Origin of the sequence: Ideonella livida (assembly GCF_010499455.1) — a bacterium.
GTDB lineage: Bacteria > Pseudomonadota > Gammaproteobacteria > Burkholderiales > Burkholderiaceae_C > Ideonella > Ideonella livida.
The window spans coordinates 24434-49052 of sequence record NZ_JAAGOH010000031.1 but is presented as its reverse complement, the minus strand read 5'-3'; the positions used below and the strand labels follow the sequence as shown (position 1 = coordinate 49052).

Genomic DNA, 24619 nt, shown 5'->3' with positions numbered 1-24619 from the left:
GCACCGCTGCCGCCGCGGGTGGCCGGCGGCGGTGGGGGCGAGGGCGCGCGGGCAGGGGGCGCGGCACCGGGCCGGGCGGACGCGGTGGCGGGCGCGCTTGCCCGCTGCGGGGCGGTGCGGGTGGGGGCGCGCGGAGCGCCCGTTCCGGTCGAAGGACTGTCCAGCTCGAACAGGCCCTCCAGCGCATTGAAGACTTCGCTGCACTGGCCGCAGCGCACCCAGCCGCCAGAGACCTTGAGCTGGTCGTTGACGACACGGAAGACCGTGTCACAGGACGGGCAGCGGGTGACGAGGCTCATGCGCCGGATGATGCCATGGGGGTGTGTCGCCCCGTTGGCGGGGAGCGTGGGCGGGGGCGTAGGGGGCCGGGCGGCCGCTTGGCGGTCGCCCGCTGGGGTGATGGCTCAGGCGGCGGCCCGCTGGGCACCCATCAGGATCCAGCCTTCCTGTCGGTCCAGCACTTCCAGCGCAAGCCAGGGGGCGTAGGCTTCCTTGAGCTCGTCGGCCTGCCGCTCCAAGATGCCGGCCAGCACCAAGTGGGCGCCTGGGGCCAGGTGCCCGCACAGCAGCGGGGCCAGCAGCTTGAGCGGTGTGGCCAGGATGTTGGCCAGCACCAGGGGGTAGCTGCCTTGCGCCAGGTCGGGCAGGCCGGTGCGGACCGTGACCCCGTTGGCCCGGGCGTTGGCGTCGGTGGCGGTCACGGCCGCGGGGTCGATGTCCACCGCGTCGATGTCACGTGCGCCATGCAGCGCCGCGCCGATGGCCAGGATGCCGGAGCCGCAGCCGTAGTCGAGCACCCGGTCCCACCGCTGTGCATGCGCCGGGGCCTGGTGGGCGATCCAGCGCAGGCACATGCGGGTGGTCGGGTGGGTGCCGGTGCCAAAGGCCAGGCCCGGGTCCAGGCGCATGACGTGGGTGGCGTCGGCGGGCACCTCATGCCAGCTGGGCACGATCCAGAAGGTGGGCGTGACATCGACCGGGTTGAACTGGGACTGGGTCAGCCGGACCCAGTCCTGTTCGTCCACCACCTGCAGGGCGTGGGCGGCCAGGCCTTCGGTCCAGTCCTGGGCCAGCAGCAGGGTGAGGGCCGTTTCGGCGGCCTGCTCCTCGTCGAAGAGGGCCTTCAACCGCGAGCGCTCCCAGCCCGGACGGGGCGCAGGCATGCCCGGTTCGCCAAAGATCGGCTGTTCCTCGTCGGTATCGGCGTCGGCGTCTTCCACCGACACCGACAGGGCGCCGAGTTCGTCCATGAGGGCGTCGGAGACCGACTCCACCAGGTCCTGTGGTGCGGTGAGCACCAGTTCATGCATGGCCACGGAGGGGTCCTTCGCTCAACGGCGGCGGTGCTGCGCCAGCCAGCCTTCCAGGTAATGGATGCTGGTGCCGCCCTGCATGAAGCCGGCGTCGATCATCAGGTCGCGGTGCAGCGGGATGTTGGTGCTGATGCCTTCCACCACCATCTCGGCCAGGGCCGTGCGCATGCGCGCCAGGGCCTGCTCGCGGGTGTCGCCGTGCACGATGAGCTTGCCGATCATCGAGTCGTAGTTGGGCGGCACGAAGTAGTTGGTATAGGCGTGCGAGTCCACGCGCACCCCCGGGCCCCCGGCGGGATGCCACATGGTGATGCGGCCCGGTGAAGGCAGGAAGTTGTACGGGTCCTCGGCGTTGATGCGGCACTCGATGGCGTGGCCGCGCACCCCGATGTCCTTCTGCGTGAAGCTGAGCTTCTCGCCGGCGGCCACGCGGATCTGCGTCTGCACGATGTCGATGCCGGTCACCAGTTCGGTCACCGGATGCTCCACCTGCACGCGGGTGTTCATCTCGATGAAGTAGAACTCGCCATCCTCGAACAAGAACTCGAAGGTGCCCGCGCCGCGGTAGCCGATCTTCTTGCAGGCCTCAGCGCAGCGCTGGCCGATCTTCTCGATCACCTTGCGCGGGATGCCGGGGGCCGGCGCTTCCTCGATCACCTTCTGGTGGCGGCGTTGCATGGAGCAGTCGCGCTCGCCCAGCCACACGGCATGGCCGTGCTGGTCGGCCATCACCTGGATTTCCACATGGCGCGGGTTCTCGAGGAACTTCTCCATGTAGACCTCGGGGTTGCCGAAGGCCGCGCCCGCTTCCGCCTTGGTGGTCTGCACCGCGTTGATCAGCGCCGCCTCGGTATGCACCACACGCATGCCGCGGCCGCCGCCGCCGCCGGCGGCCTTGATGATCACCGGGTAGCCGACCTGGCGGGCGATCTTGACGATCTCCTTGGGGTCGTCGGGCAGTGCGCCCTCGGAGCCGGGCACGCAAGGCACGCCGGAGGCGATCATGGCCTGCTTGGCCGAGACCTTGTCGCCCATCAGGCGGATGGACTCGGGGGTCGGGCCGATGAAGGCGAAGCCGCTCTTTTCCACACGCTCGGCAAAGTCGGCGTTCTCACTCAGGAAGCCGTAGCCGGGGTGGATGGCCTCGGCATCGGTCACCTCGGCGGTGGCGATGATGGCCGGCATGGACAGGTAGCTCTGGGCCGAAGGGGCCGGGCCGATGCACACCGCCTCGTCCGCCAGCTTGACGTACTTGGCGTCGCGGTCGGCCTCGGAGTAGACGACCACCGCCTTGATGCCCATCTCCTTGCAGGCGCGCTGGATGCGCAGCGCGATCTCGCCGCGGTTGGCGATCAGGATCTTCTTGAACATGGGTGGCGCGGGCCTTACTCGATGATGAACAGCGGCTGACCGTATTCCACGGGCTGGCCGTTGGTGACCATCACCTTGGTCACCGTGCCGGCCACGTCGGCTTCGATCTCGTTCATGATCTTCATGGCCTCGATGATGCACAGTGCCTGGCCTTCCTTGACCTGGCTGCCCACCTCCACCAGCGGCTTGGCGCCGGGCGTGGAGGCGGCGTAGAAGGTGCCGACCATCGGGGACTTGACCACATGGCCGGTCTCCACTACGGCGGCGGCCGGCGCTGCCGCCACCGGGGCCGGTCCAGCGGCCAGCGCCACGGGGGCCGGGGCCGGTGCGGCCATCAGGGTGGGCGCCACCTGGGCCACCACGCCACCAGACTTGACGATGCGCACCTTGCCTTCGTTCTCGGTGATTTCCAGCTCGGCGATGTTCGACTCGGAGACCAGGTCGATCAGGGTCTTCAGCTTGCGCAGGTCCATGGAAGGGGTACTCCTGTGGTGTGGTGGACGGTGCTGCCGGGCAGCCCGTTCCGGGTCTTCAAGGGGCGGCGGCCCACCGTGCGGCCGGCGATGCTGCCAAGCCGGGCGGCCACCGTCGTGGTATCGTCCGCGCCCGCACCTGGGGTGCCAAGGGCGCCGGGTCCCACGATCAGAGGGGCGAACTTTACGCCATTGAGCGCGATTTCAGGTCAACGCCGGTCAAATTAATTCAACTTCCGGCAGTTGACAGCGCCTAGGCGGGCTGGCAGGGCGGCGCGACCATCGGCCGTCAGCCTTCGCGCCAGCGGCCCAGCAGGGCCTCGTCCAGCTCGCCGAGCTTGCGTTGGCGCACGTGGCCCCGGGCATCCAGCAGCAGGGTGTAGGGCAGGGCGCCGGCCGGATTGCCCAGCTCGCGCAGCCAGCCCATCTGGTCCAGCCCCAGCATCCCGACCGGAAAGCCCACCGGCGTGCGCGCCAGGAAGGCCTGCACCGCCTCGGGCTTGTCCAGCGCCAGGCCCAGCACTTCCCAGCCCGCCGCGCGGTGGGCCTGTGCGAAACGGTCCAGCAGTGGCATTTCCCGCACGCAAGGCGCGCACCAGGCGGCCCAGAAGTTGACCACCAGGGGGCGACCGCGCAGTGGCGCCAGCGACAGCGGGCGGCCCTGCGGGTCGGTGAGCGGCAGTTGCCACAGCCGGGCCTGCGGGTCGTCCTGTGGCGTGGGGGAGGGCGACGGGCCGAGCAGGCGCCAGGTGACGCCACCCAGCACGGCGGCGCCGACACCGGCGCCCAACCACACTCTACGTTCAGGGCTCATGGGATCTCCTCGACGGGACGGCGTGTGGGCGGTGGGCGGGGCGGCTCCGGCTCAGCGGGCGTTGTCCTCGGCCTGGAGCAGCTGGCGCAGGGCCTCGGCAGGGCCGCGCCAGCTGCGGCCACGGGCATCGGGCTGCAGGGCGCCGCGCAGGGCATCGAAGTCGTGCACGCTGCAGTGCAGTGTGACCCACTCACCCAGGGCGCGGCTGCGCACCGACACGCTCAGCACCAGATGCTCGGCGTCCTCCCCCTGGCTGTCGAAGTCCAGATGTTCGTCGATGAAGAAGATCTCCACCGCCTTGGGGTCGTCGGCGTAGAGGTCCAGCAGGATGTTGGACTGCGCCGTGGCCGTGCCGCGCCAGACCGCACCACCCAGGTGGGGGCGGAAGGGGGCCAGCCGCTCCATCCAGGCCAGAGCCAGCTCGCGCAGGGCGCGCAGCTCCCCGGGCTGGGTGTCGGCATGGAAGATCGCCAGGTGTTCCCGCACCGCGTCCTCCAGCTGCTCATCGCTGGGGGCGGGCACGTCACGGCCCAGGCGCAACCCCAGCTGGGCGGCGGCCTTGCGGCGGGCGCTGGCCCAGTCCTGGGCGTCGTCCACGATGAGGCGCGCGGCCACCGCGGCCAGTTCCTGTTGCAGGTCGTCGTCTTGCATGGCGTCGGGGCGCTCAGGGCAGGTCGGCGCCAGCCATGCGGGCGAGCACGCTGGCGGTGCGGCCGCTCACATAAGCGGAGCCGGGGTTTTTCTCGAAGCGTTTGGGTGCCGGCAGCATCACCGCCAGACGCGCGCTTTGGGCCGGGCTGAGTTGGCTGGCACCCTGGCGGAAATAGTGCCGCGCCGCCGCCTCGGCACCAAACACGCCCTCGCCCAGCTCCACATGGTTGAGGTAGAGCGTCAGGATGCGGCGCTTGTCCAGCAGCCCCTCCAGCAGGTAGGTCAGCACCAGCTCCTGGCCCTTGCGCAGCGGCGTCCTCTCGCCGGAGAGGAACAGGTTCTTGGCCAGCTGTTGGCTGATGGTGGAGCCGCCGACGACCTTGGGCACCCGCTGGCGTGCAGGGTCCAGGGCCTTGCCGGCGCGTGCCGCACGCTCTTCGGCCAGTTGGTTCGCTTTCTCGGCCCGGGCTTCGGCGCGGCGGTTGCGGTCCCAGGCGCTGCGGATGGCGTCCCACTCCACGCCGCCGTGCTGGGCGAAATTGGCGTCTTCGCTGGCGATCACGGCTTGGCGCAGGCTACGCGGCAGCTGGGTTTCCGGCACCCACTGCTGTTTCCAGGGGCGTTGGCCGCCCAGCTGTCCCTGGCGCAGCAGGCGCCAGGCCTCGCTGCGCTCAAATGCGGTGGACTGGGGGTCGACCGCGGCCATCAGGGCGATGCGGGCGACGAAGAACAGCTGCAGGGCCAGGACGCAGACCAGCAGCAGCCCCCCCAGGTCCAGCAGCTGCTGGCGCAGGCGCCCAGCGGAGGCGGTGGCGGCCATCGGGTGCGTCCTCGCCTGTGCTCAGGCCGTGTGGTCCACCTGCTGGCGCAAGCGTGCCAGCACCGGTCCGGTCTGTGGACGCACGCCGCGCCACAAGGCGAAGGATTCGGCCGCCTGCTCCACCAGCATGCCCAGGCCGTCGCGCCCCTGAGCCCCCCGGGCGGTAGCCCAGGCCAGGAACGGGGCGGCGGCGGGCCCGTACATCATGTCGACCGCCAGGCTGCCCGGGCGCAGCACCCGGGCATCCACGGGCGCGCCCTGACCGCTCAGGCTGGTGGCGGTGCCGTTGATGACCACGTCAAAGCCTTCGCCGGCCTGTGCCAGGGGGCGTGCCTGCAGCTGCACGCCGTGGTCGTGCGCCAGGTCGGCGTGGCTGGCCACCAGGCGCTCGGCCTTGTCCAGGGTGCGATTGACCAGCACCAGCTCGGCGGGGGCGGCCTCCAGCAGCGGGCCCAGCACGCCGGCGGCGGCGCCGCCGGCGCCGATCAGCAGCACGCGCAGGCCCTGCAGCAGGCGGCCGGCGTTGACCTCGATGTCCCGGCGCAGGCCCGCGCCGTCGGTGTTGTCAGCCAGCCAGCCCTCGGCGTCAAAGCGCAGGGTGTTGGCGGCACCGGCCCGGCCAGCCCGCGGTGTGCGCCGCGTAGCCAAGTGGAAGGCCTCGAACTTGAACGGCACGGTCACGTTGCAGCCCCGGCCGCCCTGGGCGGCAAAGTCCTGCACCGTGGCGACGAAGCCGTCCAGCGGGGCGAGCAGGCGGCCGTAGGTCAGCGACTGGCCGCTGGCCGCGGCGAAGGCGGCATGGATGTCCGGTGATCGGCTGTGGGCCACAGGATGGCCCACCACCGCATAGCGGTCGGGCGAGACGGTGTCGGGAGCGGCGGGCAGTGCGGTGCCGGGAGAGGACGTCATGGGGCGGCGTTGACGGACAGGGTGGTTTCCAGCGCCTCAAGGCGGGTGAAACGGAACCGGGAGGTGATCAGGATCTCATCGGCCTGTCGCCGCATGTCGGCGGAGAAGGCCCCAAAGGGGGCGGCCGCCCGCAGGATGGCCACGGCGCGCCGATCCAGCTCGCGAGACTTGGAGCGTTGCACGACCTCGGCCGTGACCACCTGGCCACGGGCGTCCACGACGAAGTTGACCATCAGCTCGCCGTAGAGCTTTTGGCCCTTGTGGGTGGGGAAGTCCTGGGTGCCGCGTTCCTCGACCTTGCGGCGCAAGGCGTCGTAGTACTGGGCGTAGGCCACTTCCTGGGTGGCCGGGTGCACATGCTTGCGGCGGGGGCGGGCGTTCTCTTCCTGGATGCGCTTTTCGATCTCGGCGATCTGGCGCTCCATCTGGCGGCGCTTCTGCTCTTGGCGGGCGCGCTCGGGCGAGTCCTTGGCCAGCGTGGGGTCGGGCGGTGGCAGCAGGGACAGCGCACGCTTGGCGGCCACCAGCAGCTGGCGCTGCTCGTCCTGCATTTGCTCGATGCTGCGGTAGGCGTCGTCCAGGCCGTCCCCTGCCAGGCTCATGGCTGAAGGCGGCAGCGGCGAGGTGGCCCGGCCCAAGTCGGCATCGCCACCGCCTTCCAGGCTGGCCTGGGCCAGGGCCTGGGCCTTGAGCGGCTTTTGCGCGGAGCGCGCATTGACCAGGATCACCTCCAGCGGCGAGTCCTCGAAGACGCGGCTGAAGCGCTCGGGGTCCACGAAGCGGATGCTCAGCAGCACCGCATGGGCGGCCAGCGACAGGGCCACCGCCCAGGTCATCAGGGTGGGACGCCAGGGGGAGGTCGGGACACGCATGGCGGTCGGCAGTGCAGGCGGTGGAGGGCGGGACTCAGGCCGGCAGGGTTCAGGCCGGTGCGACGGCGGCGTTGTCGCCGCCGTCGTTGAGGTCGATGGCCAGGGTCAGTCCGCTGGTGGGCGGGCTGTCCTCGTCCTCTTCCTCGGTGCCGGCTGCAGGCGGGGTGTCGTCCAGGCGGGTGGCCAGGCTGGCATGCAGCTCCAGGGTCAGCAGGTCAATGCCGGTGATGCGCACCCGCACCCGGGTGTGGCGGTCCAGGGCTTCGCAGCCCAGGGCGCGGAACACCAACGGCAGGGTCTCGGCGCGCACCAGGCCTTCCTTCATGACGGCCGCGTCCAGTTCGGTCAGGCCTTGCTGCTCGATCCAGCGCAGGGTCCAGTACCGCTCCACCGCCGACTGGAAGCCGTTGTAGGCCGAGTAGGCGCCATCGAAGGACGAGATGATGGAGAACAGCGTTGCGTCCTTGGGCTTGAAGGGCGCGGCCAGCGCGGCCATGCGGCCATTGCGGGCGCAGGCGATGATCTGCCACTGGTTGACCAGGTCGGTGTAGCGGCGCAGCGGTGAGGTGGCCCAGGTGTACTGGGCCACGCCCATGCCGGCGTGCGGCGCGGGCTTGGTGCCCATGCGCACCTTCACGCCCGGGGCCAGGCTGGCCTGGCTGCGGTAGATGCCCGGCACGCCCAGCTCGGCCAGCCAGCCGCCCCAGGTGCTGTTGGCCAGGATCATGGCCTCGGAGACGATCAGGTCCAGGGGGGCACCACGGCGGCGCTCGGTGATGATCACCGTCTCGCCGCCCTCGGGCTCGCGGTCGTTGCCGGTGCTGCCGTCGGCGCGCTGCAGGCGGAAGTTGTAGTCGGGCCGGTTGAAGGTTTCCGGCTTGCCGCGCACCACTTCGCGGGCGGCCTTGAGGTGCCGGGCCAGGCGGAAGCAGAAGGCCAGCTCGGCGGCGAAGGGGTATCCGGCCACGGCTTCGCCGGTCAGGCTGGCCTCGGTGACGTCGGCGTCCAGCTGGTCGTGGCGCAGGTTGGCGGCGATGGGCACGCGCTCTAGGCGCGTCTCGGTCTTCTGCACCGCCAGCGTGGCCTCGTCCAGGGTCACGTACAGGCTGACGGCCGGGCAGTCACGGCCCTCGTCCAGCGTGTAGCGCTGCACCACCTCGTCGGGCAGCATGGTGATCTTCCAGCCCGGCATGTAGACGGTGGACAGGCGCTCGCGCGCCACCTTGTCCACCGGGCTGTCGGGCGTGACGGCCAGGCCCGGGGCGGCGATGTGGATGCCGAAGACGATCTGCCCGCTGCCCAGGCCGGTGACGGACAGGGCATCGTCGATCTCGGTGGTCAGCGAGTCGTCGATCGAGAAGGCCTGCACCGGGGCCAGCGGCAGCTCGTCGGTGATGTCCGGGGCCGCCAGCGCGGGGAAGCCCGTGCCCTTGGGGAAGGTCTCGAACAGGAAACGCCGCCAGTGGAACTGGTAGGGGCTGGTGATGGCGCCGGCGTCCTTGAGCAGATCCAGCGGGGCGCGCTGGCTGCGCTTGGCCGCCTCGACCACGGCCTTGTACTCGCTGGCGTTCTTGTCGGGCTTGAACAGGATCTTGTAGAGCTGGCTGCGCACCGCGTCCGGGCATTGACCGGCCACCAGCTCGGCCGTCCAGGCCTCGATCTGCGCCGCCTGCTGCTTCTTGCGCTCGATGCCCGCCAGGGCAGCCTTGACCACGTCCTCGGGCTGCTTCTTGAACAGGCCCTTGCCGGCGCGTCGGAAGTAATGCGGGGCCTCGTACAGGCGCAGCAGCGCGGCGGCCTGCTGCTCCACCGAGGCGGAGGCGTCGAAGTAGTCGCGGGCAAAGTCGGCGAAGGCGAACTCGCCCTCGGGCGCGAACTCCCAGGCCAGGTCCAGGTCGATCTCGGCCGCGCCCGCCTGGGCGGCGGCCAGCAGCTCGGCTGGCTGCGGCTTGGCAAAGCGCAGCAGCACGTTGGCGGCCTTGACCTTCACGCGTTTGCCCGACTCCAGCTCGATCTGCATCGAGCTGTCAGCTTCGGACATCACACGGCCAGCGAGAAATTTGCCGGCCTCATCAAACAGGGCGTAGTTCACGCGGCGGATTGTCTCAGACCGTGCCGGCCCCGGGCTGCAGGCCGCGCCGTGCGGGCGGCGGGTCGGGCTCAGCGAAAACGCAGGGTCAGGGCACGCACCTTGACCCAGGGAGCCCATTCGATGGGGTCCAGCACCAGCGTGCTGCCGTACACCAGCTCCAGCTGCTGTCCCTTGAGTGCTGTGATCGGCCGGTCGGGCCCGGGCTCGCCCTGCTCCGGCACGGCGGTGACATGCGCCACCTCGCGGATGTATTCGGTGCCGCGCTGGGCGTGAAAGTCCCGCCGCACGCTGGGATCGGCCTGCAGCACCACGTGGCCGCCGACAGCCTGGTCGCGCGAGGTGCCGCCTACCGGCGTGTCGTGCAGAAGCAGAGCGCCGGCGTTGGGTTGATCCACCTCGGTCAGCGCGCCGCTGCGTGAGGGGATCAGGGCCCCGTTGCCGCGGTGGTTGCGCCGGGCTGCCTGGGCAAAGCTCGGCGACAGCGAGGCCGTCAGCGTCACCCCCCGCGGGTGGGTCCCCGGCATGACGAAGATCAACCGGAATGGCGCCGGCCTTAGGGTGAGCACCCCCCCGTCCTGCACGGGCTGGCGCCGACCGTCCTGCTCGACGATGAGTCGGATGTCGTGTTCTGGGCGGGCGGCGGCGGCCGACATCATCAGCCCTTCAATCCAGCTTTGCAGATCAGGATGATCGCGGCTGGCCAGCCAGGGGTTGCCCCGGCCCAGGGCGCCCCGCGCTGGGTCTTGGATGCTGCGGTCCTCCCAGGGCAGCACACTCGCCCCTTCGGCGACCAGCCACTGGGCGGCCGCGCGCTGGCCGGTCTCCAGGGCCATCTCCAGGGGAGTGGCACTCACGCCCGGCACGCCATCGGGATGGGCCCCCGCCCGACGCAGTCGGCGCGCCGTGCCCATGTCGCCCTTGAGCACGGCGTCGCCCAACGCCGTGGTGCTGGCGAAGCGGTAGGTGGTGTCCACGGCATCGGGGCGGGCGCCGGCCTGCAGCAGCCGCTCCAGCCATGTTGCACGGGTGGCGGCATCCTCCTTGAGGCCCAGCAGGTGCAAGGGGCACCCCAGCTGGCCGCAGAGGTTGGGGTCAGCACCGCGGTCCAGCAGGGCCTGCAGCCGGTCGAGGTCGGTGGAGAGCAGGGCCCAGGTCAGCGGCGTCAGGCCACTGCCCAGGCGCACGTTCGGCGAGAGGTGTGGCGGCACCGCCTTGATGGCCTGGGCCGTGGTGGCGTCCAGGTAGGCCACGCGCGCGGCATGATCCGGATCCGCCCGCAAGGCGGCCGGGCCGTCCAGCAGGCCCTGACCCACCCAGGCGGCAGCCTGGCGCATGAAGGCCTGCCGGTCGGCGGGCCGCTCCAGCGGCCCCCGGGCCACCAGCTCGAGGATGGCCCATTCCGGTTCGCCCTCGACCCCCTTGAGCGCCAGCACCGGGCTGCGCTCACCTGGGCGGGTGAGGTTGCCCAGGGCAGTGCGCAGCGCCAGCGGCACATCGGCCTGGCTGGAGGCATGCCGTTGGGGGGCCAGGTGGTGGGTGCCGGTGCCCCAGCGTTCGAGGCGGCCCCGCCGGGCCTGGTCCTCGGTGGCGAAGTACGCGACCCGCCAGTCCGTGGACGGGGTACCCGCGGCGGTGTGGCGCCAAGCGTTGTAGACCGCTTCCCAATCCTCCTGCGGCCACTCCGGCACGGCATCTACCGCCAGGTTGCGCTGGCGGGCGGTGTCGCAGGCATGCAGCAGGTCGGCCTCGGCCCGGCTGCCGTGGGCCGGCCGGCGCCAGGGCAGGTCGGGGTCCAGCAGGCGCGACAGGCTGCTGCCCTGCGGCCCGGCTGCGGGCAGTTCCGCCCGCAGCCCCTGGTCGCAACGGGCCGCCACCCAGCGGGGGGCACCGATGCCGTCGCGCAGCTGGTAGGCCAGTCGCGAGGACTGCACCTGCAGGCTGGCGCGGTTGACCTCGATGCGCAGCAGTGGACTCTGGTGCACCCACTGCCATTGGGCGGTCGGGGTAGCGTCAGCTTGAAGCGTCTCGGGCAGCCGCAGCTGGGCGCCGGCCAGGCCGGTCCAGCAGGCGGCCGCCAGGGCAGCGACCTGCCGCCGGCGACCCGGCAGCGTCGTTGCGGGCAGGCGCTTCATACCGTGAGTCCGCCCGAGACCTCGAGCACGGCACCGTTCACATAGCTCGCTTCGTCGCTCGCCAGGAAGGCGTAGACGTTGGCGATCTCCTCGGGCTGGCCCAGCCGCTTGAGCGGCACCTCCGCGCGCAGGGCGTCCAGCACCTTGTCGGGCACCGTGGCGATGATCGGCGTCTCAATGAAACCAGGCGCCACGGCGTTGACCCGCACCCCCTTGGGGCCCAGCTCGCGGCTCCAGGTCTTGGTGAAGCCGATGACGCCGAACTTGGCCGCCGCGTAGTTGGTCTGGCCGAAATTGCCGTACACCCCGACCACGCTGGAGGCGTTGAGGATCACACCGGCGCCCTGGGCCACCATGGTGTCGGCCACGGCCTGGGCGCAGTGGAAGACGGCGCGCAGGTTCACGTCGATCACGGCGTCGAACTGTTCCTCGGTCATCTTCTGCAGGCGGGCGTCGCGGGTGATGCCGGCGTTGTTGACCAGCACGTCGATGCGGCCAAAGCGCGCCTTGACGGCCGCCACCATGGCGTCCACGGCGGCCCGGTCGGTCACGCTCAGGGCAAAGCCCTCGGCGGTGGCGCCGGCGTCGCGGCAGGCGGCCACGGCGGCGTCCACGCCCTCGGGCTTGAGGTCGATGACGATGACGATGGCGCCTTCGCGGGCGAATTTCAGTGCGGTGGCCAACCCGATGCCCTGGGCGGCTCCGGTGATCAGGCTGACCTTGTCCTTCAGGCGCATGGCGTGGATCCTTGTGGCGTGGGGGATGTGGGCTGCAGGTGCAGGAAATGGGTGATGAAGTCCCAGTGCGGGTCGAGGTCGCTCAGTGCATGGTCGCCGCCCTGGACGACGCGCAGCTGACTGCGCGCATGCCAGGCCGCCATTTCCTGCCAGTCCAGCACCTCGTCGCCCGTGGCCACCACGGCCGCGTAGCGTTCGGGCCGGCTCAGCGAGGCGGGCGCCATGTCGCGCAGCTCGTCGATGAAGGCCTCCCGGAAGAAAAAGGTGTCTTGCGGGTCATGCCAGCTGGTCTGCTGGCCGATGTGGCGCGCCAGGTCCCGCGCCGGATCCACGGCCGGGTTGATGACCAGGGCGGGCCAGCCGGTGGCCTCGGCCACCACGCTGGCATAGAAGCCCCCGAGCGAGCTCCCCATGACCACGCTGCTGGCCGCCGGCCAGCCGGCGGTGCCCTGGCGCACCAGGGCCATGGCCTCGGCGGGGGAGGGGGGCAGCTGCGGGCACCAGAACACCAGGTCCGGCCGGTGGCACTGCACCCAGTCGGCCATGCGTCGGGCCTTGAAGGACTGCGGCGAGGAGCGGAAACCGTGCAGGTAAAGCAGATGGGTGGTGAGGGGGCGGGGGTTCTGGGACATCACCGCGACAGTGTAGGAGGAGGCCACCGACGACCCTGGCCCGGCGGACCGCAGGGAGGCCGGAGCGTCCCCGATACCCGGTGGCGGCTCTTCAACGACACTTGGGTGTCTCCCGATCGGCCGCGGAACGTCCCACGAGGGCGGGCCGCTTTCCTGTCCTGAACCGGCGTCCTTGCAGACGCTCTTCGTCGCATGTCTTCGCATCTCTCCACGGGCTGGCGCGCCCTTCTCGGGGTCTCCCTGCTCGGCCTGCCCGCCGTGCCGCCGCTGGCGGCCACCGCCCCCTTGTCGGCAATCGCGGCCGAAGCGGCCGCCGCGCCCAAGCCCGCCGCCTCGGCCCCGGCGGCGGCCACTGCCGCTTCGGGGGCCGCCTCGGCTGCCGGGGGGGCGGCCCCGGCCAAACCGGCCGATCCCAGCGGCCTCAAGCCCTTTGTCGACGTGGTCAAGGAGGCCCGCGCGCAGAACGGCCTGCTCACCGTCTGGCGAAAGGAGGACAAGACCTGGTTGGAAATCCCGGCCGACGCCCTGGGCAAGCCCCTGCTGCTGAGCACGGGCATCAGCCAGTCGGTGGGGGAGCGCGGCCTGTACGGCAGCCAGATGGGCCCGGACTGGACGGTGGAGTTCCGCCGGGTGGGCAACGCGGTGCAGCTGGTGGCCCTGAACACCCAGTACCGCGCCCCGCAGGACCCGGTGGCCGAACGTGCTGTCCGCCAGGGCTTCTCGCAGAGCCTGTTGGCGGCCATGCCGCTGGTGGCCGCTCCGCATCCGGAGCGCAAGTCCCTGCTGGTCGAGGCCGGCTTCCTGCTGGGTGACTTGGTGGCCTATGGCACCGCGCTGGAGACGGCCTATCGCCTGCCATTCAGCCTGGACCGCGCCAATTCCAGCATCGAGGCCAGCCAGTCCGCGGCCGACCACACCAGTCTGCAGGTGCGGCTGCATTTCGGCATGCCGCGCCTGCCGGCGCCACCCCTCATGCCCAGCCCCGCCCCGATGCCGGCGCCGCCGTCCACACTGCCGGATCCCCGCAGCCTCTTCGTGGGCGTGGTCTACAACTTCAAGGCCCTGCCGACCGAGCCCATGCGCCCGCGCCTGGCCGATCCCCGACTGGGCCACTTCACCGAAGCCTTCACCGACCTCTCCGGCGACCAGCGGCCCAATCCCCGCGTCCACTACGTGGCCCGCTGGCGGCTCGAGAAGCAGGACCCTGGCGCTGCCCTCTCGCCGCCGGTGCAACCCATCACCTTCTGGCTGGACAAGGCCATTCCCGAGCGCTACCGCGCCGCGGTGCGGGACGGCGTGCTGGTCTGGAACGCCGCCTTCGAGCGCCTGGGTTTCAAGGACGCGGTGGTGGTGCGCCAGCAGGCCGATGACGACAGCTTCGACACCCTGGATGGCCAGCACGCGTCGGTGCGCTGGTTTGTCGGCGCCGATGTCGGCTTTGCCCGCGGCCCCAGCGTGGTGGACCCGCGCAGCGGCGAGATCCTCGATGCCGACATCGCCATGAGTGACGTCTTCGGCCGCGGGGCCCGCCGCTTTGTGGTCGAGGATGTGGACGCCACCACGCCGGTCGCTGCCCTGCCGGTCCTGACCGGGCACCGTCACGACCAGCACTGCGACCACACGCTGCGCAGCGCGGCCGGCCTGGGCTTTGCGCTGGACCTGCTGCAGGCCCGCGAGGGCTTGTCGCCCGACAGTCCCGAGGTCGAAGCCTTCGTGGCTGCCGTCATCCAGTCCACCATTGCGCACGAGGTGGGCCACACCCTGGGGTTGAAGCACAACTTCAAGGGCTCTACTGTGGTGCCCGCCGGTCTGCTGGGCGACTTTGACCGTCTGTCGCGCGAGGGCCTGTCCAACTCGGTGATGGACTATCTGCCCTATCACCTGCCGCTGCAATCGGAGGGCAAGCGCCTGCCGCTGGTGCAGACCACGCTGGGGGCCTATGACTTCTGGGCCATCGAGTACGCCTACCGCCCGCTGGCGCCGGAGGCCGAGCGGGAGGCGCTGGCCCGCATCGCCGCCCGCTCCACCGAGCCGGCACTGGTGTTCGCCGACGACGCCGACGTCTCCGGGCCCAGCGCGCTGGACCCCCGTGCCAGCCTGTTCGACCTGGGCGATGATCCCCTGGCCTGGGCTCAGCGGCGCTGGACCCTCTCCCAGGAGCTGTGGCAGCGCCTGCAGTCCGCCCAGGCCGGCAGCGGCCGCTTGGACCCGGCCCGGGCACGCCGCAGCCTGGCCAGTAGCTTCGCCCAACTGCGTGGACTGCCCGACCAGGTGGCCCGCCATGTCGGTGGCCTCTATACCCAGCGTCAGGCTCCGGGCGAGACCACGCTGGCGGCCTACCAGCCTGTGCCGGCCGCGCGGCAGCGCGCCGCCCTGCAGTGGCTGACCACGGGCTTGTTCGCGGCGGACAGCTTCGAGTTCCGGCCTGATTTCCTGGCCATGCTCGGGCCCAACACCCAGGAATGGGGGCGTGCGGCCCCGGTGTCGATCTCCGACCTGGTGCTGCGCCTGCAGCTCGAGGGCCTGGACCGTTTGCTGGCGGCCGCCACGGCCCAGCGCCTGCAGGAGCAGACGCAGTACCTCAGCCCCGCCGAACGCCGCCAGGCCTTGGGGCTGGAAGAGGTTTATGCCCAGGTCCAGCAGGCGGTGTGGACCGAGTTGAAGTCAGGCCGGGAGATCAGCCCGATGCGTCGCACCCTGCAGCGCGAGCATGTGCGGCGTCTGGTGTCCCTGCTCACCCGGCCAGCGCCCGGTTTTCCCGCCGATGCCTTGAGCCTGGTGCGCTGGCAGACCCAGGCGCTGGTGGCCACACTCAAGACCGCCTCGGCCAAGACCGGCGGACCGGTGCTGCAGCGCGCCCACCTGGCCGAGAGCCTCTCGGCCCTGACCGAGGCCCTGCGCGCCAGCATGTCCCGCGGCTGAGCCGCGGGCGCCGGCCCCGGGGTGTCAACCCCGGGCGGCCAGCGCCTCCAGCAGGCGGGTGTGCACCCCGCCGAAGCCGCCGTTGCTCATGCACAGCACCTGGTCGCCGGGGCGCGCGGCGCGCACCACCTGGGCCACCAGGGCGTCGATCGTGTCGGCCACCTGGGCCTTGGCGCCCATGGGGGCCAGGGCCTCGCGCGCGTCCCAGCCCAGGCCGCCGGCGTGGCAGAAGCTCAGGTCGGCCTCCTCCAGTGACCAGGGCAGCTGCGCTTTCATGGTGCCCAGCTTCATCGTGTTGGAGCGTGGCTCGAACACCGCCAAGATGCGGGCCGGCGGGCCCCCGGCACTGCTGGCTTCCTTGTCCAGCCGGCGTCGCAGGCCGTTGACCGTGGTGCGGATCGCCGTGGGATGGTGGGCGAAGTCGTCATAGACCTTCACCCCGCCGGCCTCCCCTCTCAGCTCCAGCCGTCGACGCACGTTCTGGAAGCCCCCCAGCGCCCGGGCGGCGGCCTCGGGTTCCACCCCCAGGTGCTCGGCCGCGGCGATGGCGGCCAGGGCGTTGAGCTGGTTGTGTTCCCCCAGCAGGCCCCACTCCACGCGGGCGACCTTCAGGCTGCCGCGCAGCACGTCAAAGGCGTGCGGCTCACCGCGTGCCCGCAGCGCGCCGGGTTGCTCCTTGCGCGCACCGAAGGCGGTGACACCACTCCAGCAGCCCCGCGCCAGCACCCGGGCCAGGCTGTCCTCGCGCTGGTTCACCACCAACCGGCCCGACGCCGGCACCGTGCGCACCAAGTGGTGGAACTGGGTTTCGATGGCTGCCAGGTCGGCAAAAATGTCCGCGTGGTCGAACTCCAGGTTGTTCAGCACCGCGGTGCGTGGCCGGTAGTGCACGAACTTGCTGCGCTTGTCGAAGAAAGCCGTGTCGTATTCGTCCGCCTCGATCACAAACGGCGTGCCGGGACGCGAGGTGTCGCCCAGCCGGGCGGAGACCCCGAAGTTCTGCGGTACCCCGCCCACCAGGAAGCCCGGCTGCAGGCCGCAAGCCTCCAGGATCCAGGCCAGCATGGAGGTGGTGGTGGTCTTGCCGTGGGTGCCGGCCACGGCCAGCACGTGACGCCCCTGGAGCACATGCTCGGCCAGCCATTGCGGGCCGCTGGTGTAAGGGGCGCCGGCCTCCAGGATGGCTTCCATCAGCGGGTAGCGCTCGCCCCGGGTGACGACGTTGCCCACCACCCACACATCCGGCCGCAGGTCCATCTGTTCGGCGCCGTAACCTTCGATCAGTTCTATGCCCAAGGCCCGGAGCTGGTCGCTCATGGGGGGGTAGACCCCCGCGTCACAGCCAGTGACCCGGTGGCCGGCCTCACGTGCCAGTGCGGCCACGCCGCCCATGAAGGTGCCGCAAATGCCCAGGATGTGGAGGTGCATGAGTCGATGGGGGGAGAGGAGGGGCGCTGGGAGGCGGAATGGACAAGGCCCGGCAGCGCCGGGCCCTGGGGTCAGAGGCGGAGCAGGCGTGGGGGTTCCATGCGGAGCTCGGGTGCGGTGGGTCTCAACACTGCAGTTGTTGCATGCCGGCCCACTCCGCGCCGGGCTCCAACCACACCGGCTCGGTGATCGAGGCGGCCTCCACGCACAGCATCTGGCGCCAGTCGGCATCAGGCATGTCGGGCAGGGCGGCGCATTTCTCGTCACCCGGGTTCCAGACCACCACGTCTTCAAAGCCCGTCTGTTGCAGGTGAACCCGATGGCCCAGCTCCCGCAGTGTCAGCGTACGGCCTCCCACCTGACGGTAGATGCGGTCCAGCTCACCCACCACGGTCAGCACGTCGCCCCACTGGGTGTGGACCTCACCGAGCACCGCATCCTCGTAGCCCACATCCTGCAGGCCCTCGAGCTGCAGCCGCAGCGCGTCATGGCAGCGCAGATAGGTGTGCAGCGCGCTGGTGAACTCGAAGGCCTCCGTCCCGGTGTTCGTCACCGACAGCTCGATCTCCAGCTCGCGGCCGCTGACGATCACCGTCAGCTCCAGCGCGAAGTCGTGCGGCCACAGGGCCCGGGTGGCCGCGTCGCTTTCCAGCCGCATCACGCCGATGGCGCAACCGGCGCGCACCACCTGCTCGGCCACCGACCAGGCGCGGGTGCGCACAAAGCCGTGCTTGTGCGGCAGCGGGCCCCGCAGGTTGAACTGCGGGAACACCACGGGCACCCCGCCACGCACCGCCTGCCCGTCGCCGTAGCGGGCGGTGGGCGAGAGGTAGAGCTGTTCCTCGCCCCCGGCCGGGATCCAGGACACCAGATGGGCGCCGTGCAGCAGCACGGTGGCCTGTGCGCCGTCCGGGGCGCGCAGCCGCAGGGCCGGATGGCCTTGGAAATCCACGAGGGAGGTCACGCTGGCGCTCCCCTGCATCACTCGGCGCGCAGCACGTCGGCGGCGGCGGCCACCGTGGCGGCAATGTCAGCCTCGGTGTGGGCGGCGCTCACGAAGCCGGCTTCGTACAGGGCCGGGGCCAGGTACACGCCCCGGTCCAACAGGCCATGGAAGAAGCGGTTGAAGCGCGCCTGGTCGGTGGCCATGACCTGGGTGTAGTTCTGCGGCAGCGTCGACGTGAAGAAAAAGCCGAACATGCCGCCCTCGCTGTCCACCACGAAGGGCACCCCCGCGGCATCCGCGGCGGCTTGCAGGCCCTGCACCAGCGTGCGGGTGCGCGCCCCCAGGGCCTCGTAGAAACCGGGCCGGCTGATCTCGCGCAGCGTGGCCAGGCCACAGGCGGTGGCCACCGGATTGCCGCTGAGGGTGCCGGCCTGGTAGACCGGGCCCAACGGCGCCAGCTTCTCCATCACCCGGCGCGAGGTGCCGAAGGCGGCCAGCGGCATGCCGCCGCCGATCACCTTGCCGAACACCGAGATGTCGGGCGTGAAGCCTGGGATGGCCTGGGCATAGACGCTTTGCGCCGACCCCAGCGCCACGCGGAAGCCGGTCATCACCTCGTCGAACACAAACAGCGCGCCGTGCTGGTCGCACAGCTCGCGGATGCGCTTGACGAAGGGCACCGCGGCGCGCACGAAGTTCATGTTGCCGGCGATGGGCTCGATCATCACGCAGGCGATGTCGGCGCCATGCGCGGCGAAGGCGGCCTCGATTTGCTCGACGTTGTTGTACTCCAGCACCAGGGTGTGCTGCACCACCTCCGGCGGCACACCGGCCGAGGTGGGGTGGCCGAAGGTGGCCAGGCCCGAGCCGGCCTTGACCAGCAGGGCGTCGGCGTGGCCGTGGTAGCAGCCCTCGAACTTGATGATCTTGCTGCGGCCGGTGTAGCCCCGCGCCAGGCGGATGGCGCTCATGCCAGCCTCGGTGCCTGAACTCACCAGGCGCACCTGTTCAATGCTGGGCACGCGCTCGATGATGGCCTCGGCCAGCTCCACCTCGCGCTCGGTGGGCGCGCCGAAGCTGAAGCCCTCGCGGGCGGCTGACAGCACCGCCTCAAGCACGGCCGGGTGGCCATGGCCCAGGATCATCGGGCCCCAGGAGCCGATGTAGTCGATGTAGCGGGTGCCCTCGGCATCCCACATGTAGGCACCCTCGGCGCGGGAGATGAAGCGCGGGGTGCCGCCGACGGCGCGAAAGGCACGCACCGGCGAGTTGACACCACCGGGGATGGAACGCTGGGCCCGTTCGAACAGCTGGGCGTTAGTGGACACGGCGGGGGCCTCCAGGGGGCAGGGAAACGTCGTTGGTGGGGGTGTCATCGTCATCGTCGGTCTCGCCCGGCGCCTCGCCTTCAGCTTCCTCCTCCTCGGGGGGGGAGGCCCAGAAGAAACGGTCTGGCACCACGTTGCCCATGCCGGGGCGGAAGCCCGCATCCAGGCTCTGGTCGAGGAACTGCAGCGCCTCGCCCACGGCCGCCTGGATCTCGCTGCCCACGCTCAGCAAGGCCGCCATGGCGGCCGAGAGCGTGTCGCCCGCGCCGACAAAGCTCACGTCGAACAACTCGAACTTCTCACCCGTCAGGGCGCCCTGCGGCGAGGCCAGCACGTTGTCCACGAACTGGTTCTGCCCGCGGGCCGGCAACATCACGCCGGTCACCAGCACCATCTGGGTGCCGTGCTCGGCCGCGGCCACAGCCAGCTCACGGGGTGAGGCCGGGCGGTCGGATTCCCAATCGGGCAGCAGCAGGTCCATCAGGGTCTTGTGGCTGCCTACCAGCACCTCGGTGGCCGGCAGCACCAGCTCACGGAAGGCGTCGGCATAGGCTTGCTGGGCTTCCTCTTCCATCCAGGACAGGGCCGGCAGGTAGCTCACGGCTGGAATGTCCGGATAGTCCGACAGGATCTCGGCCACGGCGGCCACGTTCTCGGGCGTGCCCAGGAAACCGACCTTGAAGCCGGAGACGGTGATGTCCTCCAGCACGGTGCGCGCCTGCTCGGCGACAACGTCGGGCTCCAGTTCGTGCTGGTCGAACACCTCGGCGGTGTCGCGCAGCAGCAGCGCGCAGGTCACGGGCAGCGGGTGGCCGCCCATGGCGGAGACGGTGGCGATGTCCCCGGCCAGGCCGCCTGCGCCGGTGGGGTCGGCGGCGTTGAAGCAGAGGATGCAGGCGGGTGAGGCCGCTGCCGCATCGCTGCCGGCATCAGGGGGGGCGAGGGGGGCGGAAGCAGTCATGGCGTGGCTGGGAAGAACATCGGAAACGGGGCGGAAGGGGTCCGGTCCAGCCAGGGCGGGCGTCGGAAATCGGGCGCTTTGCGCCGCAACGACAAACCCTTGTTCCGGGGGCGCGGGCCGTCGCTATACTCCCAGGGCATTGTAGTGATCTGGCTGGTACCGTGAACGAACCCCAAACTTGGATGTGTCTGATCTGTGGATGGATCTACAGCGAGGCTGAAGGGGACCCCGAGCACGGCATCGCACCCGGAACAGCCTGGGCCGATGTGCCCATGAACTGGACCTGTCCCGAGTGTGGCGCCCGCAAGGAAGATTTCGAGATGGTCCAGATCTGAGCGCAGTGGCCCAAAAGGCCGCCGTCGCATCACACCGGTCGCATAAATATTCCGAACGTCGAGGGGCGCAAGGTGGTGGAACAAGGTCAGGCGGTAAAGCCCATGGCAACCCGGGTGCTGGTCATCGATGACAGCAACACCATCCGGCGAAGTGCCGAGATCTTCCTCAAGCAGGGCGGCTACGAAGTGCTGCTCGCCGAGGATGGTTTCGATGCGCTGGCCAAGGTCGACGACCTTGAGCCCACGATCATCTTCTGCGACATCCTCATGCCGCGGCTCGATGGCTACCAGACCTGCGCCATCATCAAGCGCAACCCGCGCTTTGCGCAGGTGCCGGTGATCATGCTGTCCTCCAAGGACGGCGTGTTCGACAAGGCGCGCGGGCGCATGGTCGGCTCCGACGACTACCTCACCAAGCCCTTCACCAAGGACCAGCTGCTCAAGGTGGTGGCTGAGTTCGCCTCACGGCAGGCGGCCCGGGTTTGAGCCTCCAGGCCCGACCCGGCAACCGCTGCCCCTGACCTAGCCTGTTCCTGAGGCTCTCATGGCAATCCAAAACATTCTCCTGGTCGACGACTCCAAGACCGAACTGCATTACCTCTCCGATCTGCTGAGCCGCCGGGGTTTCTCCGTGCGCACCGCGGAGAACGGAGAGGAGGCCATGCGCCGTCTGGCCGAGGGCAAGCCCGACCTGATCCTGATGGATGTGGTCATGCCGGGTACCAACGGCTTCCAGCTCACCCGCGCCATCACCCGCGACCCCAAGTTCGCCGACGTGCCGGTCATCATGTGCACCAGCAAGGGCCAGGAGACCGATCGGGTCTGGGGCCTGCGCCAAGGTGCGCGCGACTACGTCGTCAAGCCCGTGGATGCGGAAGAGCTGATGGCCAAGATCCAGGCGCTGGGCTGATCCGCCCGCGTCCCTCACCGAGAGCACGATGCCCAACAAGGACGCCCTCAGAGAGTTGCAGCTTCGGCTGGCCAGCCGCCTGCAGGCGGCACGTGAACGTCCTCGCGATGCCGGTTGGCTGGCGGTGGAGTGCGGCTCCGCGGGCCTCTTGCTGCCCTTGGGGCAGGCCGGTGAGATCCAGGCCGCGCGCGACCTCACGCCCGTGCCCCACGCCACCCGTTGGCTGGTGGGTGTGGCCAACGTGCGCGGCCAGCTCAACGCGGTGCTCGACCTCTCGGTCTTCCTGGGGCTCCGGACGGCGAGCGCCACTGCAGTGCGCGGTGGCGCCCAGCTGGTGGTGATGAACGCCAGCCTGCGCACCAACTGCGCCCTGCTCGTGGACCGGTTGGCCGGCCTGCGGGACGCGGAACAGCTGCAGCCGGTGCCCTTGTCCGACCCGCGGCCCGCCTTCGCGCCGGCCCGGTGGCAGGATGCGTCCGGCCGGCAGTGGGACGAACTCGATCTCGCGGCGCTGATCGCCGATCCCGTGTTTCTCGACGTGGCCGCGTGACCGGGCCGCGGCATCGATGTCAGACAGGCCGTGAAGCGGTCATGCATGTAAAGAGGAAGCAATGAGCCTGCTCGACCAGTTGAAAGACAAGTTTGGTTCCCGTCCGGCCGATGCCGCTCCGACCGAGGGACCTCTGTCCACACCGGCGGGGACGGTGCCCGCGGAGCAGGGCATGGAGGCGCTTCTGAGCCAGATCGACCAGCGCCTGTCGGGTCAGCAGGCGGCGATGCCGCCTGACGAGCCGCCGCCCGCTGCCTGGGCCGCCGACAGCAACGCCGTGCCGCTGCAGCAGGAGCCCGACGGCATGATGTCCCGTCTGGCCGAACCTTCGACCTTTGGCGAGGAGTCCACCGGCTTGCCCTTGATCGGCAAGCGGCCGGCGCTGGAGCAGCAGCGGCTGCTGATCGGCCTGCTGGCTGGCGGTGGCCTGATCTTCGTGGCCGCCGGTGCGCTGGCCCTGAATGCCGCAGGCAAGCAGGCCGTGCAGCTGACCGCCACCGGTCAGGCCCTGATGCAGTCGCAGCGTCTGGCGAAGTCGGTGTCGCAGGCCCTGATCGGCAACCCCGCGGCCTTCCCTGAAGTGCGTGAGAGCGGCGAGGTGCTGGCCCGCAACCTGCGCGGCCTGAAGTCCGGCAACGACCAGCTCTCGCCCGTGGGTGGCGGAGTCTCCGAGGTGCTGGACCCCCTGCTGCCCCTGGTGGATCGCGCCGAGAAGAACGCCGGCATCGTGCTGGCGCAGCAAGCCACGCTGACCCAGGTCGGTCAGGCCCTGCGCACCATCAACCGCCAGTCCTCAGATCTGCTGGAGACGGCTGAGACCGTCTCCTCCCTCAAGCTGCAGACCAACGCCTCGCCGGCCGAACTGTCCGCGGTGGGCCAGTTGGTGATGCTGACCCAGCGCATCGGCAAGAGTGCCAACGAATTCCTGACCCTGGAGGGGGTGAGCCCCGAGGCGGTGTTCCTGCTGGGCAAGGACCTGAACTCCTTCCGTGAGATCGCCGAGGGACTGCTCAAGGGCAACCCCGAGCTGCGGCTGCCGGGCACCAAGGACGCCCAGACCCAGGAGCGTTTGGAGCAGCTGATTGCCCAGTACGAGGAGACCCGTTCCCAGGCCAGCGCCATTCTGGGCAACCTGCAGGGTCTGGTCTCTGCCCGCGAGGCACAGACCGCCATCGTGAACGACTCCGAGCCGCTGCGGAAGGGCCTGGAGTCGGTGCAGTCGACCCTGGAGGGTGAGGGTGGTCTGAGCGCCGCCTACCTGATTGCGCTGCTGGTCTCCGGCGTGGCGATCATCGCCGGCGGTGTGGGCTTCCTGCGGTTGTATGTGCGAAACCAGGCCCTTCGTGCCCAGCAGGCCGAAGCCCAGCGTCTGGCGGCCGAGGAGCAGGAGCGCGAGGCCAAGCGCGTGAACGACGCCAACCAGGCAGCCATTCTGCGATTGATGAACGAACTGCAGGCGGTGGCCGAGGGCGATCTGACGCAGCAGGCCACCGTGACCGAGGACATCACCGGCGCCATCGCCGACTCGGTGAACTACACGGTGGAAGAGCTGCGCTCCCTGGTGTCGCAGGTGCAGTCGACGGCAGAGCGGGTGTCGGCCACGACCCAGCAGGTGGAGCAGACTTCCACGGAGCTGCTGGCGGCCTCCACCGAGCAGCTGCGCGAGATTCGTGAAACCGGCGAATCCGTGCTCCAGATGGCCAACCGAATCAACGAAGTGTCGGCACAGGCCCAGCAAACCGCCGACGTGGCGCGCCAGTCGCTGGAAGCAGCGTCCTCCGGCCGCCAGGCGGTGCTGGACACCATCGGTGGCATGAACACCCTGCGCGAGCAGATCCAGGAAACCTCCAAGCGAATCAAGCGACTGGGTGAGTCTTCCCAGGAGATTGGTGAAATCACCGAGCTGATTTCGGACATTACCGAGCAGACCAACGTGCTGGCCCTGAACGCCGCCATCCAGGCCGCGTCGGCCGGTGAAGCTGGTCGGGGCTTCTCGGTGGTGGCCGAAGAAGTGCAGCGTCTGGCCGAACGCTCCGCCGATGCGACGCGGCAGATTGCGGCGCTGGTGAAGACCATTCAGACCGACACCCAAGATGCTGTGGCCGCTATGGAACAGTCCACGCAGGGTGTGGTGCAGGGTGCCAAGCTGTCCGATGCGGCCGGTGCGGCCCTGGTGGACATTGACCGAGTCACGCGTGAACTGGCCCGCCTGATTGAGCGAATCTCCGACGAGGCGCGCCAGGAAGCGGAGCATGCCAACGTGGTGGCGGCCAACATCCAGCACATCTTCGCGGTGACTGAACAAACCGGTGAAGGCACCCGCTCCACCGCGCAGATGGTGCATGACCTGTCGCGGTCGGCCGACGAACTGCGCCAGTCGGTGGACCGGTTCAAGATCGCCTGACGTGCCTGGTCAGCCGTCC

General features: G+C 70.2%; 23 protein-coding genes. 6 read left to right on the top strand and 17 right to left on the bottom strand.

Annotated elements, in window-relative coordinates; all coding sequences use genetic code 11:
• The 13 genes from G3A44_RS18985 to G3A44_RS18925 form a co-directional block, all read right to left on the bottom strand.
• On the bottom strand, window positions 1-299 hold a 299-nt coding region (locus tag G3A44_RS18985), incomplete at its 3' end, for a zinc-ribbon domain-containing protein (protein WP_203561473.1).
• Between the two features lie 105 nt (window positions 300-404).
• Window positions 405-1310, bottom strand: a complete 906-nt coding sequence (gene prmA, locus G3A44_RS18980) for a 50S ribosomal protein L11 methyltransferase (protein ID WP_163459331.1) — start codon at window positions 1308-1310, stop codon at window positions 405-407.
• Window positions 1311-1331: 21 nt separating this feature from the next.
• Window positions 1332-2684 carry an acetyl-CoA carboxylase biotin carboxylase subunit gene (gene accC, locus G3A44_RS18975; protein ID WP_163459326.1) on the bottom strand — a complete coding sequence of 451 codons (1353 nt, stop codon included), beginning with the start codon at window positions 2682-2684 and terminating at the stop codon, window positions 1332-1334.
• Between the two features lie 14 nt (window positions 2685-2698).
• Window positions 2699-3157 carry an acetyl-CoA carboxylase biotin carboxyl carrier protein gene (gene accB, locus G3A44_RS18970; protein WP_163459325.1) on the bottom strand — a complete coding sequence of 153 codons (459 nt, stop codon included), beginning with the start codon at window positions 3155-3157 and terminating at the stop codon, window positions 2699-2701.
• Window positions 3158-3446: 289 nt separating this feature from the next.
• A complete protein-coding gene (locus G3A44_RS18965) occupies window positions 3447-3971 on the bottom strand; it encodes a TlpA disulfide reductase family protein (protein WP_163459324.1) in 525 nt (174 codons plus the stop codon).
• A 51-nt stretch (window positions 3972-4022) separates the two neighbouring features.
• On the bottom strand, window positions 4023-4622 hold the full coding sequence (locus G3A44_RS18960) for a hypothetical protein (RefSeq protein ID WP_163459323.1): 600 nt from the start codon (window positions 4620-4622) through the stop codon (window positions 4023-4025).
• Window positions 4623-4635: 13 nt separating this feature from the next.
• Window positions 4636-5442, bottom strand: coding sequence for a transglycosylase domain-containing protein (locus G3A44_RS18955; RefSeq protein WP_163459322.1), 807 nt, complete (start codon window positions 5440-5442; stop codon window positions 4636-4638).
• Between the two features lie 21 nt (window positions 5443-5463).
• On the bottom strand, window positions 5464-6351 hold the full coding sequence (gene aroE / locus G3A44_RS18950; RefSeq protein WP_163459321.1) for a shikimate dehydrogenase: 888 nt from the start codon (window positions 6349-6351) through the stop codon (window positions 5464-5466).
• Window positions 6348-7223 (bottom strand): energy transducer TonB, encoded by an 876-nt coding sequence (locus G3A44_RS18945; RefSeq protein WP_163459320.1) that lies wholly within the window; start codon window positions 7221-7223, stop codon window positions 6348-6350. The genes aroE and G3A44_RS18945 overlap by 4 nt, the downstream gene beginning before the upstream one ends.
• 49 nt (window positions 7224-7272) lie before the next feature.
• Window positions 7273-9264 (bottom strand): ribonuclease catalytic domain-containing protein, encoded by a 1992-nt coding sequence (locus G3A44_RS18940; protein ID WP_239061971.1) that lies wholly within the window; start codon window positions 9262-9264, stop codon window positions 7273-7275.
• A 119-nt stretch (window positions 9265-9383) separates the two neighbouring features.
• Window positions 9384-11447: an ankyrin repeat domain-containing protein gene (locus tag G3A44_RS18935; protein ID WP_163459318.1), complete on the bottom strand. Its 2064-nt coding sequence runs from the start codon at window positions 11445-11447 to the stop codon at window positions 9384-9386.
• A complete protein-coding gene (gene fabG / locus G3A44_RS18930) occupies window positions 11444-12184 on the bottom strand; it encodes a 3-oxoacyl-ACP reductase FabG (protein WP_163459317.1) in 741 nt (246 codons plus the stop codon). The genes G3A44_RS18935 and fabG overlap by 4 nt, the downstream gene beginning before the upstream one ends.
• Complete coding sequence (locus G3A44_RS18925; protein ID WP_163459316.1) at window positions 12175-12816, bottom strand: YqiA/YcfP family alpha/beta fold hydrolase; 642 nt, start codon at window positions 12814-12816, stop codon at window positions 12175-12177. The genes fabG and G3A44_RS18925 overlap by 10 nt, the downstream gene beginning before the upstream one ends.
• A 192-nt stretch (window positions 12817-13008) precedes the next feature.
• Between G3A44_RS18925 and G3A44_RS18920 the strand changes: the two genes are divergently transcribed.
• The gene (locus tag G3A44_RS18920; protein WP_163459315.1) at window positions 13009-15738 is read left to right on the top strand and encodes a zinc-dependent metalloprotease; all 2730 of its coding nucleotides are present in this window, start codon (window positions 13009-13011) and stop codon (window positions 15736-15738) included.
• Window positions 15739-15762: 24 nt separating this feature from the next.
• Here G3A44_RS18920 and mpl read toward each other — a convergent pair whose 3' ends face one another.
• The 4 genes from mpl to thiD all read right to left on the bottom strand — a co-directional run bounded on the left by mpl (window position 15763) and on the right by thiD (window position 20401).
• The gene (gene mpl, locus G3A44_RS18915) at window positions 15763-17166 is read right to left on the bottom strand and encodes a UDP-N-acetylmuramate:L-alanyl-gamma-D-glutamyl-meso-diaminopimelate ligase (RefSeq protein WP_163459314.1); all 1404 of its coding nucleotides are present in this window, start codon (window positions 17164-17166) and stop codon (window positions 15763-15765) included.
• A 124-nt stretch (window positions 17167-17290) separates the two neighbouring features.
• Entirely contained in the window at window positions 17291-18130 is an 840-nt protein-coding gene (locus tag G3A44_RS18910; protein WP_310734416.1) for a D-hexose-6-phosphate mutarotase, read from the bottom strand.
• 17 nt (window positions 18131-18147) lie between these two features.
• Complete coding sequence (gene hemL / locus G3A44_RS18905; RefSeq protein WP_163459330.1) at window positions 18148-19488, bottom strand: glutamate-1-semialdehyde 2,1-aminomutase; 1341 nt, start codon at window positions 19486-19488, stop codon at window positions 18148-18150.
• Window positions 19430-20401 carry a bifunctional hydroxymethylpyrimidine kinase/phosphomethylpyrimidine kinase gene (gene thiD, locus G3A44_RS18900; protein WP_163459312.1) on the bottom strand — a complete coding sequence of 324 codons (972 nt, stop codon included), beginning with the start codon at window positions 20399-20401 and terminating at the stop codon, window positions 19430-19432. Before thiD ends, hemL begins: the two co-directional genes overlap by 59 nt.
• Window positions 20402-20583: 182 nt before the next feature.
• Here thiD and G3A44_RS18895 point away from each other — a divergent pair, with 182 nt between their 5' ends.
• The 5 genes from G3A44_RS18895 (at window position 20584) to G3A44_RS18875 (ending at window position 24600) form a co-directional block, all read left to right on the top strand.
• A complete protein-coding gene (locus G3A44_RS18895) occupies window positions 20584-20736 on the top strand; it encodes a rubredoxin (RefSeq protein ID WP_163459329.1) in 153 nt (50 codons plus the stop codon).
• Window positions 20737-20838: 102 nt separating this feature from the next.
• Window positions 20839-21222, top strand: coding sequence for a response regulator (locus G3A44_RS18890; RefSeq protein WP_163459311.1), 384 nt, complete (start codon window positions 20839-20841; stop codon window positions 21220-21222).
• A gap of 58 nt (window positions 21223-21280) precedes the next feature.
• Entirely contained in the window at window positions 21281-21646 is a 366-nt protein-coding gene (locus tag G3A44_RS18885; RefSeq protein WP_163459310.1) for a response regulator transcription factor, read from the top strand.
• A gap of 28 nt (window positions 21647-21674) precedes the next feature.
• Entirely contained in the window at window positions 21675-22196 is a 522-nt protein-coding gene (locus G3A44_RS18880; protein WP_163459309.1) for a chemotaxis protein CheW, read from the top strand.
• Window positions 22197-22257: 61 nt separating this feature from the next.
• Window positions 22258-24600: a methyl-accepting chemotaxis protein gene (locus G3A44_RS18875; protein WP_375138680.1), complete on the top strand. Its 2343-nt coding sequence runs from the start codon at window positions 22258-22260 to the stop codon at window positions 24598-24600.
• The last annotated feature ends 19 nt before the right edge of the window (window positions 24601-24619 follow it).

What these genes read in the sequence shown, in the direction of transcription:
- G3A44_RS18960 (WP_163459323.1), bottom strand. Translation starts at nt 4,622, where the DNA reads ATGCAAGACGACGACCTGCAACAGGAACTGGCCGCGGTGGCCGCGCGC.
- G3A44_RS18940 (WP_239061971.1), bottom strand. Translation starts at nt 9,264, where the DNA reads ATGTCCGAAGCTGACAGCTCGATGCAGATCGAGCTGGAGTCGGGCAAA.
- G3A44_RS18935 (WP_163459318.1), bottom strand. Translation starts at nt 11,447, where the DNA reads ATGAAGCGCCTGCCCGCAACGACGCTGCCGGGTCGCCGGCGGCAGGTC.
- mpl (WP_163459314.1), bottom strand. Translation starts at nt 17,166, where the DNA reads ATGCACCTCCACATCCTGGGCATTTGCGGCACCTTCATGGGCGGCGTG.
- G3A44_RS18965 (WP_163459324.1), bottom strand. Translation starts at nt 3,971, where the DNA reads ATGAGCCCTGAACGTAGAGTGTGGTTGGGCGCCGGTGTCGGCGCCGCC.
- hemL (WP_163459330.1), bottom strand. Translation starts at nt 19,488, where the DNA reads ATGACACCCCCACCAACGACGTTTCCCTGCCCCCTGGAGGCCCCCGCC.
- accB (WP_163459325.1), bottom strand. Translation starts at nt 3,157, where the DNA reads ATGGACCTGCGCAAGCTGAAGACCCTGATCGACCTGGTCTCCGAGTCG.
- fabG (WP_163459317.1), bottom strand. Translation starts at nt 12,184, where the DNA reads ATGCGCCTGAAGGACAAGGTCAGCCTGATCACCGGAGCCGCCCAGGGC.
- G3A44_RS18920 (WP_163459315.1), top strand. Translation starts at nt 13,009, where the DNA reads ATGTCTTCGCATCTCTCCACGGGCTGGCGCGCCCTTCTCGGGGTCTCC.
- aroE (WP_163459321.1), bottom strand. Translation starts at nt 6,351, where the DNA reads ATGACGTCCTCTCCCGGCACCGCACTGCCCGCCGCTCCCGACACCGTC.
- G3A44_RS18880 (WP_163459309.1), top strand. Translation starts at nt 21,675, where the DNA reads ATGCCCAACAAGGACGCCCTCAGAGAGTTGCAGCTTCGGCTGGCCAGC.
- G3A44_RS18895 (WP_163459329.1), top strand. Translation starts at nt 20,584, where the DNA reads ATGTGTCTGATCTGTGGATGGATCTACAGCGAGGCTGAAGGGGACCCC.
- accC (WP_163459326.1), bottom strand. Translation starts at nt 2,684, where the DNA reads ATGTTCAAGAAGATCCTGATCGCCAACCGCGGCGAGATCGCGCTGCGC.
- prmA (WP_163459331.1), bottom strand. Translation starts at nt 1,310, where the DNA reads ATGCATGAACTGGTGCTCACCGCACCACAGGACCTGGTGGAGTCGGTC.
- G3A44_RS18955 (WP_163459322.1), bottom strand. Translation starts at nt 5,442, where the DNA reads ATGGCCGCCACCGCCTCCGCTGGGCGCCTGCGCCAGCAGCTGCTGGAC.
- G3A44_RS18925 (WP_163459316.1), bottom strand. Translation starts at nt 12,816, where the DNA reads ATGTCCCAGAACCCCCGCCCCCTCACCACCCATCTGCTTTACCTGCAC.
- thiD (WP_163459312.1), bottom strand. Translation starts at nt 20,401, where the DNA reads ATGACTGCTTCCGCCCCCCTCGCCCCCCCTGATGCCGGCAGCGATGCG.
- G3A44_RS18945 (WP_163459320.1), bottom strand. Translation starts at nt 7,223, where the DNA reads ATGCGTGTCCCGACCTCCCCCTGGCGTCCCACCCTGATGACCTGGGCG.
- G3A44_RS18885 (WP_163459310.1), top strand. Translation starts at nt 21,281, where the DNA reads ATGGCAATCCAAAACATTCTCCTGGTCGACGACTCCAAGACCGAACTG.
- G3A44_RS18890 (WP_163459311.1), top strand. Translation starts at nt 20,839, where the DNA reads ATGGCAACCCGGGTGCTGGTCATCGATGACAGCAACACCATCCGGCGA.
- G3A44_RS18875 (WP_375138680.1), top strand. Translation starts at nt 22,258, where the DNA reads ATGAGCCTGCTCGACCAGTTGAAAGACAAGTTTGGTTCCCGTCCGGCC.